The following is a 13,256-nucleotide window of genomic DNA, read 5'->3' as shown; positions in this document are numbered from 1 at the left end:
AGTAAAACCAAAAGGCTGGCCGTCATAGCAATATGGAGGTTGTCGAAAAAATAACAATGCCACAGAAGGAGAAAGAAAGCATCATCTCACAGACCGTTTCCAACTACGGAGGGAAGCTGATGTCCTATATTCGTCCGAAAGTGAAAAATACGGAGGATGCGGAAGATATCCTGCAGGAAGTGTGGTATCAGTTCAGTAGCCTTACGAATATTTCGGAGATCGTAAATGTTGGTGGGTGGCTATATAGGGTAACGGCAAATAAAATCACAGACCGTTACCGTAAAAAGAAAACAGAAAATCTTGAAGATTTCGTATATGAGGATGAAGACGGCAGTTTTTCTATCAAGGATATCTTGTTGTTGGATGAAAGCGCAGGTCCTGAGGTGAAAATGTTTCAGGATGAGATCTGGAAAAAACTGTTTGAAGCACTGGACGAACTCCCTGAAAAACAAAGGCTGGTCTACGTAGAAAATGAACTGAACGACAAAACCCTCCAGGAGATTGCCGATGAACAGGGAGAAAACATCAAAACCATCATCAGTAGAAAAAACTATGCTGTGAAGCATTTGAGAAACAGATTGAGAAAATTGTACGAAGATTTAAAAAGTTAGAAAAAGAAATTATGAATTATAAACACAAAAAGGGTTGGATTTTTTTATTGTTATGCCCGCCATTAATTTTAGCCGCTGTTACATGGATTGTAATGCTGCTTTGGAATTGCCTTCTCCCGGAGATTTTAGGAGTAAAAGCCATCACATTCTGGCAGGCAATGGGAATACTGATCCTAAGTAAAATTCTTTTCGGAGGTTTCCATTTCGGTAAAGGAATGAAAGATTTTAAGGAAAGAAAAATGAGAGAAAAAATGGAAAGCTGGTCACCTGAAGAAAGAGAAAAATTCAAAGAAGTATGGAGGAATAAATGTTCAGGTGGATTCTTCAACAGAAACAACGAATAATTTGAGAATTTTAAAGAAGTAGTAAAGTAAAATGCAAATTCATTCGTCTCTATAAAAAACAAGAAGTAGTAAAATTTAAAATTTTGAAAAAAATGAAAAATTCAGCATTAAAAGGAGCTCTGGGAGCATTAGCTGTTGTGGGCGTAGCCTTGATCGCTAAAAAAGCAATACAAAGGAAAAGATTTATCAAAGGTATTTTTGATGAGTATGGAATCAAGGAAAAATCACCTTTCGGACTGGCAGATAAGATCAGAGAAATGAATGATGAAGACTATCAGGAACTGAAAGGGAAATTCAAAAAAGAATTCCATTCAAGATGCTGCAAAAAGGATAATACCTGCGAAGCATAATATGTAAAGACTAAATTGAAATTGTTTAATTCCGGCGCGGGAAGCAGAGCTTCCCGCGCCGGAATTTTTTATATAAAACGGTTTCCACAAAGGCTTTTTAACACTATATTTGTTATTACTAAATGCTATTTTACGTTATGATGAGGGTCAAAAATATTTTCATTACAGTATTTTTCTTTTTATCAATGATTGTGTTGGGTCAAAAGTCACAACAAAAACAATACATTTTCTTTTTACATAATAAATTTTTGGAAGATCATTCTTTTTGGGAAAAACATCCCAAATATGGTGTTGTAGAATATGAAACAATACTCAACAAACTAAGGGCTCAAAATACAGTTGTTATTTCTGAGAAAAGAAAAGCAGGCACAGATCCATCGGGGTATGCTGAGAAGGTAAAGAAACAGATTGATAGTCTCCTGAAAAAAGGAATTCCAGCTGGAAGAATAACAGTGGTAGGAACTTCTCAGGGAGGTTATACTGCACAATATGTGTCTTATTATGAGAAGAATCCGCAATTGAAGTTTGTATTTATTGGAGCTAGTTTCAAAGATGATTCTTTGGAAAAGGATAAAAACTTCAGGTTGTACGGAAGAATTCTTTCCATTACAGAGAAATCAGATGACGGACATGTACGGTTATCACAGGAACAAAGGTTTATCAGATCCGGTATTAAGGATTTTAAAGAAATAGAGCTTAATACAGGAATGAATCATGGTTTTCTTTTCAAAGCTCTCAACGATTGCGTATCCCTACCAAGGATTGGATTTCCCGTAAATAGATATTGGTAAGTCTATTACCTTTTAGTGGTTATCATTAAAGTTGTTGCGAAATGATCTTCGTAATCTGCGGGAAATACCTCTAATCGAAGTTGAGATTCCTCGCTATGCTCGGAATGACAAAAGTGCCGTTGAAATATCCATTTCACTTTTAGAGAAGTACAATTTTATCGGAGATAAAATCTTTGCGTCTTAAAAATATTCAGGCAGCTTAAAAAAACTTGGCGCCCTTGCGTTTTTCAACCAATAGATTACGAACTGTATTGAGATTGCTTCACCTTCGGTTCGCAATGACTTTTTGATCTATACTTTCAACAAAATTTTACCGTAAACATCAAACACAAAGAAAAATAAATCCTTATTTTTGTATTTCTCAATGAAAGATTACTACTATTTTCTCGGTATATCCCAGGATGCTTCGGAAGAAGACGTCAAAAAAGCGTATCGAAAACTGTCTTTAAAATATCATCCTGATAAAAATGACAATGACGACTTTTTTGCTGACCGTTTTCGCGAAATCCAGGAAGCTTATGAAACGTTGAGTGATCCTGTCAGAAGACGTGCATATGATCAGAATTTAGAAAATCATCAGAGAAGTTTCAGATATAATATCCCACCTGCGATCAAAACTTTTACAGCGAATAAAATTCATGCGAAAAAAGGGGAGGAGATTATCATCAACTGGCAGACGAGTAATGCCGATGTGGTGAAAGTACTGCCTTTCGGATTAGAAAAGCCGTATGGAGAAAGGATCTTTAAGATCACAGAATTTAAAGATGGAAAATTCCAGCTTTTGCTTCATGCAACGAATTCTCTTTTGCACAAAACCGTTGTTCAGGGAATTACCATCACAGAAGTTTTTGAGAACGATTCTGAGAAGTTCAAAAACACGGTGGAAGAAATGTTTAAACCACAACCTAGAACACGGATTAATAAATCCGGTCAGCCTAAGATTATGATGCTGATCTGGGGAATTGTTATTATAGCGATTGCTATCTATGTGCTGATAAAAAATTTCAGCTAGTTTATGCCATTTTCTTTCTTCCCGGACATTTTTTGCATCTTTTCCCTTTCTTGAATTTCTTACAACACGATTTCTTTTCACAGAACATCTCTTCGTTATTGAATGAGTAAGGTGCCAAAGGCGGAACTTTAAATGGGACAATCATATTCATGTTGCAAATATATTAATTTAGAATAAATATAATTAATAAAATTTCATAAAATTCTTTAAACCTGATGTATAGCAGATATTGCTTGCTTTTTAATAGAGTCTCAGGCTTAAATTCTATACCCGAATAGTTCTTACATTATCCTTTAATTGGGTTTAAGTTTACATTTTGAATAAAACTAATGATTGGAGAATATTCTAAAGATAACTTTAATCAGTAAGACATAACTCGTAAATAATTCACATTGTTTTAAATATGATGTCAGTATTTTATTGAAAGTGAATTGATTGTTTTGTTGCATATTATGTATAGAATAAGGAGTGTGTTTGTTGGGATTTACATAAACATTGTTAAAAGGTTAATTAAAATAGAGTGTGATAAAAATCACAAATATTTTTGTGAATTATCACCCCGGAAATGCTCTTGTACAATCATTCAAAAAATTGTAATTTTACACATCTTTTTACAAACAAAATCTAATAAATAAAAATGAATACAGAACAGTTTGTGAGCCGTCACATTTCCCTTAATGAAGCCGATAAACAGGCGATGTTGGAGAAACTTGGCGTTTCTAGTATTGAAGAGTTAATTTCTCAGACCATTCCATCTTCTATCCGTTTAGAGAAAGATCTTGAGATCTCGGAACCGCTTTCTGAATACGAAATGTTGAACCACTCAAAAGAATTGGCATCTAAAAATACAGATTATACGAGTTATATCGGATTTGGATACCACAATACACTTTTGCCTTCAGCAATCCAGAGAAATATTTTTGAAAACCCTAGCTGGTATACAGCCTATACTCCTTATCAGGCAGAAATTGCACAGGGAAGACTTGAAGCTCTTCTTAATTTCCAGACTGTAGTATGTGATCTTACAGGTTTTGCATTGGCTAATGCATCTTTGCTGGATGAATCTACTGCTGCAGCTGAAGCAATGCATATGTTCTTCAACAACAGAACGAAAGATCAGAAAAAAGCAGGAGCTAATAAATTCTTTATTTCTGACCTTGTTCTTCCTCAAACAGTTTCTGTATTAAAAACAAAAGCTGAAGGATTAGAAATCGAAATCGTAGTAGGAGATCATAAAGCACACCAGTTTGATGGTTCTTATTATGGAGTTTTATTACAGTATCCTGGTAAAAACGGAATCGTTTTAGATTATACAGAAGATATCGTAGAATACAAAAAGCTTGACCTTCAGGTAGCTGTTGCTTGTGATCCGATGGCTTTGGTGAAACTAAAGTCTCCGTCAGAAATGGGAGCTGACTGTGCGGTAGGAACTACACAGAGATTTGGTATTCCATTAGGATATGGAGGCCCTCACGCAGCTTTCTTTGCTTGTAAAGAAGACTATAAAAGAGATATTCCGGGAAGAATCATCGGAGTTTCTCAGGATATGTACGGAAGACGTGCATTAAGAATGGCGTTACAGACAAGAGAGCAGCATATCAAAAGAGAAAAAGCTACTTCAAACATCTGTACAGCTCAGGTTCTTTTAGCAGTAATGGCAGGAATGTATGCTGTATATCACGGTCCAAAAGGATTAAACTATATCGCTGATCAGATCCACTTTAAAGCAAATGCTTTGAAAGGAGGTCTTAAAGCATTAGGTTATCAGGTAGTAGAAGAGCCAATCTTTGATACTGTGAAAATGACGATGCCTGAAGATGAGAAAGGAAGATTAATCAGATTGATGCAGGATCACAGACTTAACCTTAACTACTTCACAGAAGGTGTGGTAAGCATTGCGATCAACGAAAGCACAACATTAGAGAAATTAAATGTTCTGATGGCTTCTTTCGCTCAGTTTAAAGATAAGCAGACTTTCAAATTAGAAATAAAAGAAGGATACAGCATTCCGGACGAAAACTTAAGAAAAGACGAAATTCTTATGGAATCAGTATTCAACAAATATCATACGGAAACAGAATTGATGCGTTACATCAAGCGTCTTGAGAGAAAAGACTTATCATTGACCCATTCAATGATTTCTTTAGGATCTTGTACAATGAAACTGAACGCAGCAACTCAGATGTTACCGCTTTCATGGGAAAACTGGGGTGCCGTTCACCCATTTGTACCTGTAAATCAGGCTGAAGGTTACCAGGAAATGATCCGCGAATTAGAAAAAGACTTAGCAGAAATCACAGGTTTTGCAGGAACTTCTCTTCAGCCAAACTCTGGAGCTCAGGGAGAATATGCAGGATTAATGGTAATCAGAGAATACCATATCTCAAGAGGAGACCACCACAGAAATGTAGTATTGATCCCTCAGTCTGCACATGGAACCAACCCGGCTTCTGCAGCTATGGCAGGAATGAAAATCGTAGTTGTGAAAAACCTTGAAAACGGTGAAATCGACTTCGAAGACCTTAAAGCTAAAACAGAACTTCATTCAGCAAACTTATCTGCTGTAATGATCACTTATCCTTCAACTTACGGATTCTTTGATGCTAACATTAAAGAAATTACCAACCTTATCCACGAACACGGAGGACAAGTATATATGGATGGTGCCAACATGAACGCTCAGGTAGGATTTACAAGTCCTGGAAACATCGGAGCTGACGTTTGCCACCTTAATCTTCACAAAACTTTCGCAATTCCTCACGGAGGTGGAGGTCCTGGAGTAGGTCCAATCTGCGTTGCTAAACACTTGGTTCCTTTCCTTCCTTCTAATGCGAATATCAGAATCGGGTCTAAAGAAGCTATTGAGGGTATTTCTGCTGCACCTTACGGTTCAGGATTGATCCTTAATATTTCTTATTCTTACATCAAGATGCTGGGAACTGAAGGTCTTAAAAAGGCTACAGGTCACGCAATCATGAATGCTAACTACCTGAAAGAAATTTTAGCAGAACACTTCCCAATCTTATATTCTAACGAAAACGGAAGAGTAGCTCACGAATGTATCGTAGATTTCCGTCAGTTCAAATCTTTAGGAATTGAAGTGGCTGATGTGGCGAAGAGATTGATGGATTATGGTTTCCATGCTCCTACTGTTTCTTTCCCTGTTGCAGGAACGTTGATGATTGAGCCTACAGAATCTGAAAGCAAATCTGAAATTGACCGTTTCGCTGAAGCATTGATTTCTATCAAAAAAGAAATTGATGAAATTGCTAACGGTGAAGCAGATGCTGCAAACAACGTATTGAAAAACGCTCCTCACACAGAGCAATTGGTGATCTCAGATTCTTGGGATAAACCATACAGCAGAGAAAAAGCAGCTTATCCATTAGAGTGGGTAAGAGACCATAAATTCTTCGCTTCTGTATCAAGAGTAGATGAAGCTTACGGAGACAGAAACTTAGTATGTACTTGTGAGCCGATTGAAGCCTATATGTAATCTTAGTTTTTTAACTATAAAAAATCCCTTTCAGTAATGAGAGGGATTTTTGTTTTCTGTCATTGCGAGCAAAGCGTAGCAATCTCAAGTAATTAAGGTTTGGGTTCTCTTTTTTTGCCTGTTGAGTATTTTCTTTTTGTGAGTACAGTTCAAAATGAGCAAAGGTAAAAGTACTGCCAGAGGTGTTTTTTTCATAGGTTTATTAGTTGCGGAAGGGAATTTTTTGAAATTTATTATATTTTAATGAAATGTCAATCATTTAATTACTATTTTAAAATAAATCACCTCTCAAAACTGAGAGGTGTTCTATTATTTCTGTCATATTTCTTTACCTTCTTTTAATGCTATAGGCAAGCAAAATCGCTACGCCCATAGTAACGCAGGTTATAATTGAAATAGTTTCAATTGAAATTCCACTTTTCATCTGTGTGTTTTCTTTTTCACATGAATAAAAGAATAATACTGCTATAAATAGGCAGCCCGAGAGTAATTTTTTTGTCATACATGTATTTGTTTGGTTACGAAAGTTTTACATCAAAAAGTATACCGAATTTGTAGACTGTAAAAAGCCTTTTGTTGTAAGGTTTTTGGCTATATACTAATGTTGGTAATAAATGATAAACAATTAGGACAAATAGTTAATTTTATGAACGATTTTTTTTATCAATCCCCGGTTTCCAAAATAGCAAAGTAAATGATTGATCAAAAGTGCTGAAAAAGGAAACAGATTACCGAAGATATCTTTAAAATTAGCCATGGTAATAATGAGAAAAATAAGCGAAAAAAGGTTTAGTTTCCATAGCTTTACTTCGTAAGTCAGTGTTTTGTTGTTTTCATTATAAATGAATTTCCCATTGTCAATTAAAGATAGATAATGCCAATTGGATCTTTCTTTGAAAAGACCTTCATCGAAAGAAACAAAATTCGGCCCGTAAAGAATGTTTTGAACCTTTTTTTCTGCAATATATCACGGGTTGTATAAATAACCTGATCAGATGTTTTGTCTTTGATAATTTCTCTCTCAAAAGTATAAGTAAATGGAAACATATAATTTTATGCTTTTTTATTATCTTCATTCCAATAGTAACTGTCCGGATAGATTCTCGGCCCAAAAACTGCAGTTCCCACCCGTACAATGGTGGCTCCTTCTTCAATGGCGATTTCCAGATCTCCGCTCATTCCCATAGAAAGTTCTTTCATCTCCACATTCAGAATGTTTTCACGGATGATATCCTGTTGAAGATTTTTCAGGATTTTAAAACATTCTCTTATTTTCTCGGTTTCAGCACTGAAGAGACCAATGGTCATCAAGCCCTTTATTTTCAAAGTAGAGTAGTGAGAAATTTTCCGGGTAAGCTCAATCGCTCCACTGGGATCAATTCCGAATTTACTCTCTTCATTGGAAGTATTTACTTGAATTAAGACATTCATCGTCCTGTTTTCAGTCAAAAGTCTTTGATGAAGCTTTTCAGCAAGTTCCAGACGATCCAGAGACTGAACGCAGGTAACACCATATTTCAGGATATCTTTGATTTTATTGGTCTGAAGATGGCCTATAAAGTGATTTTCATGGGGTGTGTTTTTTAAGCCCTCATACTTCTCCTTCAATTCCTGTACTTTGTTTTCTGCAATTAAGGCTTGTCCGTTTTCCAAAGCAATTTTGATATGATCTGCAGAAACTGTTTTAGTGGCCAATAATAACTTCACTTCATCAATATTCCTTCCGGATTTTTCACAGGCATTTTTTATTCGGTTATTGATCAATGCTAGATTGTGCAGGATATCTTCTTTCATGATGAGATGGATTCTTTTGCTTCCAGTTTTTTCATTAAAGCCACTTTAACGGCAGTTAAGGCATAGTCTTCAGCAATAGAAATAGAATACTTTCTTTCAACTGTTTTTACGCTTAAATTAATACAACATTTATATTCATAAATCCTTTATGTCTTAATCTAAATATTTTCGTCTTCCCAAATAACTGAATTTATTTTCCAACCTTTTGCAGTCTTAACATACTGAAAAAATTTAGTCCCGCTTCCTTCAAAATAATTACCATTAAGGTATCCACGCTTTTGGTATTTAGAAAAGCGTTGGGCAATATTGTTAACTATTTTTGTTTCCTCATTTACTTCATATTCCTCAAATTCGATAAGGGTTCCGTCTGTTAAAATTTTTATTCTTGGAGTAATAAAACTGTCAAGGGTATAAACTTCTTCGTTATCTTTATCCTTTTTGATTATTATTGTTTCATTTAAACAAATATTATCAATACTTTCAATGTCCGGCTTTTTTCCATTAGTATTGGTAAACAAATTAAAAAATGATTTGGTTAGCTGATTGAGTAAAAATTTATCGTCCATTTGTGTTGATTCTAGTGTTTTAAAATTAATAAATTTTCAAATTCAAAATGGGTTTTAATCAGTACTTACTAAATTGACATTTTTTAATAAAGAAAAAAAATAGTTTCTAGTAAAACGGAATCATATAATTTTGGCAGTTAATTTAGTGATCTCAATTCTCAACTATTTTTGCTTCCAACTTTCTTATCAAAGCACCTTTAACCACGGTAAACGCATAATCTTTGGCTTCCGCAAAAGAAATTCCATACTTACGCTCAATATTCCTCATATTTTCCGGAAATTTAGACAATAAACTATCGTAAAACTGATCCAGAAATTCCTGAGACGGCATTTCATAATTGATCTTTAGCTGGAAACGTCTTAGCAGTGCCGTATCAATAATTTCAGGATGGTTGGTAGCACAAATTAACAGCGCGTTTTCAGGATAATAGTCAATGAGTTGGATTAAAGTATTAACCAGTCTTCTCATTTCCCCTACATCTTTATCATCACTGCCTCTTGCTTTTCCGATCTGATCCAGTTCGTCAAGAAAAAGTACTGTTCTTTCCCTTGCAGCTTTATCAAATATCATTTTGATATTCTGAGAAGTTTCGCCGATTCGTGAGGAGACAATATTGCTCAGGTTAAGGATTATAATGTTTTTTCCTAAGGCATTGGCAACAGCTTTTGCTGTCATTGTTTTTCCGCATCCTGAACTTCCCTGAAGCAGAATCTTATTATTAACCGGAAGTCCATATTCCTGCAGTTCTTTTATATAGTTGTGTTCCTTGATAAGCTGAACGAGATGCTCCTTGTTGTTTTTATCAAGAAATACTTCGTTAAGGTTGACTTGTTCTTTATCCTGGATAATAAGATTGTACAGATTCATGATGACGATAAAATAATTATTGGACAAACAAAGATAAAGCTTTATTGAATGTTAAAAAGAATCCTGAATAATAATAAACGTCTGGTCCAGTGTAAAATGAATGATGAATAATAAATGATGAATGGAAATCTATAGTAGGAAACAATTTTACCGCAACACGAAAAAATGTCCCCAAACAATCTGTGAAGGTTTGTGAAAGCTGTGGGCAATAAACAATTTACACTTTTGCGGAATTCCTTAATAAAAAAGAAAAGCCAGACTTGCGACTGGCTTTTCTCATTTGGATATTAAAATTTGTTATGAAACTAAGATCTTTTTGTTTATGTTTTTGGGCCCTTTTACCCGATGGTAAAAGAGCAATCCGATCTCTCAGACTAAAAACATAAAACAATATAATTAGTATAGATTTTCTATAGGCTTGTTTTATTTAAGATTAGTTTCTTTCTCTTCTTACTGTCATGAAATATGAAGTGATTACCACTAAACCTGTTACGATACCGATATAAGTTACCATTTTGTATTATTTTTAATTATTTGACTTTTTTTTATCAATCTTTCAATTGCAATATTACTACTTTCAAATCACGTGCCAAAGTAAATATTTATGATGTATATCAGTGTATTACGATGGTTGGTGTTTATTTATTAGTGAATTTTTGTTTACATTAAATTAATGCATTATTGAGAATTTATTAATACTTTTATTATTATCTCTGTAAAATTATGTGAAAACGTTAACCGTTTCTTGACTTCTATATTGGAGTTGATAAAACAAATAATAAATAATGCTTGGCATAATATTGTTTTAAACCGCTTTTTTTGAATGTGAATTTTTCACGTGAAAATGATTTTCATGTTAAGAAAATTTATTTTTAGCCTCATTTTTTGATTCGGAATTTTTGTCATCTGTCACATTTCATAACATGGAGAAATATTTTTTTGTGCCATATCGGAAAAATAAGTTTGTACAATGGCATACTTTTTCAAAATCTTTACAATATTGGATGGAGCTAAAAATAAAGCACTTAAGATGAATTAAGTGCCTGAAAGAAGATAATTGCAGGATTGATGGTTAAAAAAACTAAGAGTTTTCAAAGCGTTAAAGAAAGAGAAACATTTGCTGTCTCTTGATCAACAGCGAATTTTCCCATTATTCCTTTTTGGAATTACCGGAGTGCTTTTGTTACTTTTGTACAAAGAATAAAGTTATGGGACGCAGTTATATTTTTCTTGCCTTAGCGATTGTATTTGAGATCATCGCCACGAGTTTTCTGAAAAAATCTGAGGAATTTTCCAAACTATGGCCATCCGTAATAACAGTCATAGGATATGCCTGTGCTTTTTATTTTCTAAGTCTCACGCTTCGTCAGATTCCGGTAGGGATTACCTATGCCATCTGGTCCGGCGTGGGAATTGTCTTTATAACAATGATTGGAGTTATTGCTTTCAAGCAGATTCCTGATCTTCCGGCGATTATCGGGATTGCTCTGATTGTAATTGGGGTGATTGTTATTAATGTATTTTCAAAAATGGGAACGCATTAAAAAATAATCTCCTGACGCTTTTGCATCTGTTTCCAATGTTGAGACCTTGATTTGTATAAAAAGAACTTTCCCAGTTTATATTTAAACTTTAAATATCCACGGAACTCAATGCCGCGAAATAGTCTAAAGGGAATAGCCGGATTTTCCTCTAATGATTCTCTGATTGCTTTACTGAATACAGTAGGACCTGTAGTAGCATGTACATCATGCGGAAAGCGGTGGTTTTTTATATTATCAATCATCAATTCCAATGTTCTCTTTAGAAAAGGATGATTTTTATTGAAAATAAGTGCCCATTGAACATATAGATTTTCGTGTCTTTCTACACTGATTACAGCTTCATCATCTTCCTGGATGAGTTGTTTAAAAGGTTTTATAATACCGCTGTCTATATCAAGGTATATTCCGCCTTTTTTATATAAAACAGCATATCTGAAGAAATCTGCTTTTGAAGCTCCTATAGCCAGTTTACGATAATTTTCAATATATTCAGGAGGAAATTCTTCGGTGATAAATTTCTCTATATCCTGGTCATCATAAAAAAAATAGCGGTATTCCTGGTTTTTCCTTTTCATATTCCAGATGTGATATCGCGTAATTAAAGGAAGTTTTTTAGTTTTAAAAGTCTGAAATATCTGTTTGGGTACTGCCATTTTCTATTTTTTAAATTCTATTCTTATAAAATCCTTAAATCATTTGCATAAGAGGTAATAAGATTTTTCATAAAAGAGAATCTCTGAACTTGTGTTTTTCTGTAGTTTTGATTGCAATTTGTAATAATGGTTAAATGCTGAAAGGAGAAAATTTTAATTTTTTTTTAATATCCTTGATTAGAGAACTCTGGAGATCTATTCGGATATTGTAAAAATCAAAATCAAATATTTACGGGAATTGTTTTCAACATCATTTTGTTCTTTTTCTTTCAAATGGATTATAAGAAATTCCAACATTGAAATAGAATGAAGGTTTATAATTCCCTTTCCATATATAATCATTAAAGGAATCCTGTTTATTAAAAGCTCTTGAGTTGATATTTGTTCTGAGTCCTGTTTTAAAAGTTCCTATAAAGTTTCCTCCAAGATTATGCTCATAAATTGCCCCTGAATTAAGAACAGCCTGCCGGAATTCATAGGTGTTGTTATTGCCGTAGGTATAAAACGATGTATTATCCATTTCCGTTCCCAGAGAAATCCTGCCATCGGAAGAAATATCTTTTCGGATCAATACTTTTTTCGGAAGCAAAACATCCAATACCCATCCGTTGTTGAATTTGTTTTCATAAGTGAAGATAGGGAGTACAGGAATCTGGGTGCTTGGGTCAATAATTCCAGCCAATCCAAGCGTCATTTTTGTTTTTGGAGTTACTTTTAAAATCAATGAAGCAGTTACCAATCCTCTGATCCGTTCAAAATGCTGATCACTACCATCAGCAGAAATGCTGGCTGAATATATCGCTGTCTTTTTGAATAACCTTGAAAAATAGCTCAGATTAATCGCTTCCGAATGATAGTGAAAGTTTTCTTCAGATCCAATTCCCGGAATTACAGGATTTTCGATACTGATTGAAGTGTAGCGGTAGTTCAGTGTAGTACTCAAAAGCCAGCTTCTGTTTTTGATGAAATAAATATTGGCATCTGCCTTCATCTGTTGAAAGCTTTTTACTTTATTGTCCGGCAGATCCTGACCTTGGAGCTGTGATGAGAAGGAGGATGGCGTGACAAAGGTGTATTCGACGTTGAAGTTCCGGGCCTGCGGAATTTTATCAGCAAAAAAAGCACGTACCTTCAAAGGAATGCTGTCCTTTTTCTGGGCATACGTAATGTTCTTTAAAGGGAGTATTGCCAGTGGCACAAGTACTCTTCTCAATGTTTTCATGGGCA

General features: G+C 34.5%; 13 protein-coding genes. 7 read left to right on the top strand and 6 right to left on the bottom strand.

What is annotated here, in order from left to right; all coding sequences use genetic code 11:
- Positions 1–56: 56 nt before the first annotated feature.
- The 5 genes from CHRYMOREF3P_RS04765 (at position 57) to CHRYMOREF3P_RS04745 (ending at position 3,108) form a co-directional block, all read left to right on the top strand.
- Entirely contained in the window at positions 57–611 is a 555-nt protein-coding gene (locus CHRYMOREF3P_RS04765; RefSeq protein WP_174774444.1) for an RNA polymerase sigma factor, read from the top strand.
- Positions 612–622: 11 nt separating this feature from the next.
- Positions 623–955 (top strand): hypothetical protein, encoded by a 333-nt coding sequence (locus tag CHRYMOREF3P_RS04760; RefSeq protein WP_047385469.1) that lies wholly within the window; start codon positions 623–625, stop codon positions 953–955.
- A gap of 92 nt (positions 956–1,047) precedes the next feature.
- Positions 1,048–1,305 carry a hypothetical protein gene (locus CHRYMOREF3P_RS04755; protein WP_047385468.1) on the top strand — a complete coding sequence of 86 codons (258 nt, stop codon included), beginning with the start codon at positions 1,048–1,050 and terminating at the stop codon, positions 1,303–1,305.
- 248 nt (positions 1,306–1,553) lie between these two features.
- A complete protein-coding gene (locus CHRYMOREF3P_RS04750) occupies positions 1,554–2,096 on the top strand; it encodes an alpha/beta hydrolase (RefSeq protein WP_180563978.1) in 543 nt (180 codons plus the stop codon).
- 364 nt (positions 2,097–2,460) lie between these two features.
- Positions 2,461–3,108, top strand: a complete 648-nt coding sequence (locus CHRYMOREF3P_RS04745) for a J domain-containing protein (protein ID WP_077416519.1) — start codon at positions 2,461–2,463, stop codon at positions 3,106–3,108.
- Between the two features lies 1 nt (position 3,109).
- On the opposite strand, the gene CHRYMOREF3P_RS04740 is transcribed toward CHRYMOREF3P_RS04745, so the two are convergent.
- Positions 3,110–3,259: a hypothetical protein gene (locus tag CHRYMOREF3P_RS04740; protein WP_164723264.1), complete on the bottom strand. Its 150-nt coding sequence runs from the start codon at positions 3,257–3,259 to the stop codon at positions 3,110–3,112.
- A gap of 486 nt (positions 3,260–3,745) precedes the next feature.
- Between CHRYMOREF3P_RS04740 and gcvP the strand changes: the two genes are divergently transcribed.
- Complete coding sequence (gcvP, locus tag CHRYMOREF3P_RS04735) at positions 3,746–6,604, top strand: aminomethyl-transferring glycine dehydrogenase (protein ID WP_180563977.1); 2,859 nt, start codon at positions 3,746–3,748, stop codon at positions 6,602–6,604.
- A gap of 1,053 nt (positions 6,605–7,657) precedes the next feature.
- Here the strand turns inward: gcvP and CHRYMOREF3P_RS04730 are convergent.
- From CHRYMOREF3P_RS04730 to CHRYMOREF3P_RS04720, 3 genes are all read right to left on the bottom strand, one after another.
- A complete protein-coding gene (locus CHRYMOREF3P_RS04730) occupies positions 7,658–8,398 on the bottom strand; it encodes a YggS family pyridoxal phosphate-dependent enzyme (RefSeq protein WP_180563976.1) in 741 nt (246 codons plus the stop codon).
- A gap of 158 nt (positions 8,399–8,556) precedes the next feature.
- Positions 8,557–8,964, bottom strand: coding sequence for a hypothetical protein (locus CHRYMOREF3P_RS04725; protein WP_077416528.1), 408 nt, complete (start codon positions 8,962–8,964; stop codon positions 8,557–8,559).
- A 151-nt stretch (positions 8,965–9,115) separates the two neighbouring features.
- Positions 9,116–9,832, bottom strand: coding sequence for an AAA family ATPase (locus CHRYMOREF3P_RS04720; protein ID WP_077416530.1), 717 nt, complete (start codon positions 9,830–9,832; stop codon positions 9,116–9,118).
- Between the two features lie 1,208 nt (positions 9,833–11,040).
- Here CHRYMOREF3P_RS04720 and CHRYMOREF3P_RS04715 point away from each other — a divergent pair.
- Entirely contained in the window at positions 11,041–11,376 is a 336-nt protein-coding gene (locus CHRYMOREF3P_RS04715; protein ID WP_077416531.1) for a DMT family transporter, read from the top strand.
- Here the strand turns inward: CHRYMOREF3P_RS04715 and CHRYMOREF3P_RS04710 are convergent.
- Positions 11,373–12,029: a glycosyltransferase family 32 protein gene (locus tag CHRYMOREF3P_RS04710; protein WP_180563975.1), complete on the bottom strand. Its 657-nt coding sequence runs from the start codon at positions 12,027–12,029 to the stop codon at positions 11,373–11,375. The genes CHRYMOREF3P_RS04715 and CHRYMOREF3P_RS04710 overlap by 4 nt on opposite strands.
- 250 nt (positions 12,030–12,279) lie before the next feature.
- Positions 12,280–13,251, bottom strand: a complete 972-nt coding sequence (locus CHRYMOREF3P_RS04705; RefSeq protein WP_180563974.1) for a hypothetical protein — start codon at positions 13,249–13,251, stop codon at positions 12,280–12,282.
- Positions 13,252–13,256: the final 5 nt, after the last annotated feature.

Origin of the sequence: Chryseobacterium sp. JV274 (assembly GCF_903969135.1) — a bacterium.
Classification (GTDB): Bacteria; Bacteroidota; Bacteroidia; order Flavobacteriales; family Weeksellaceae; genus Chryseobacterium.
The sequence above is the reverse complement of the archived record's forward strand: the minus strand, read 5'-3'. Positions and strand labels throughout refer to the sequence as shown.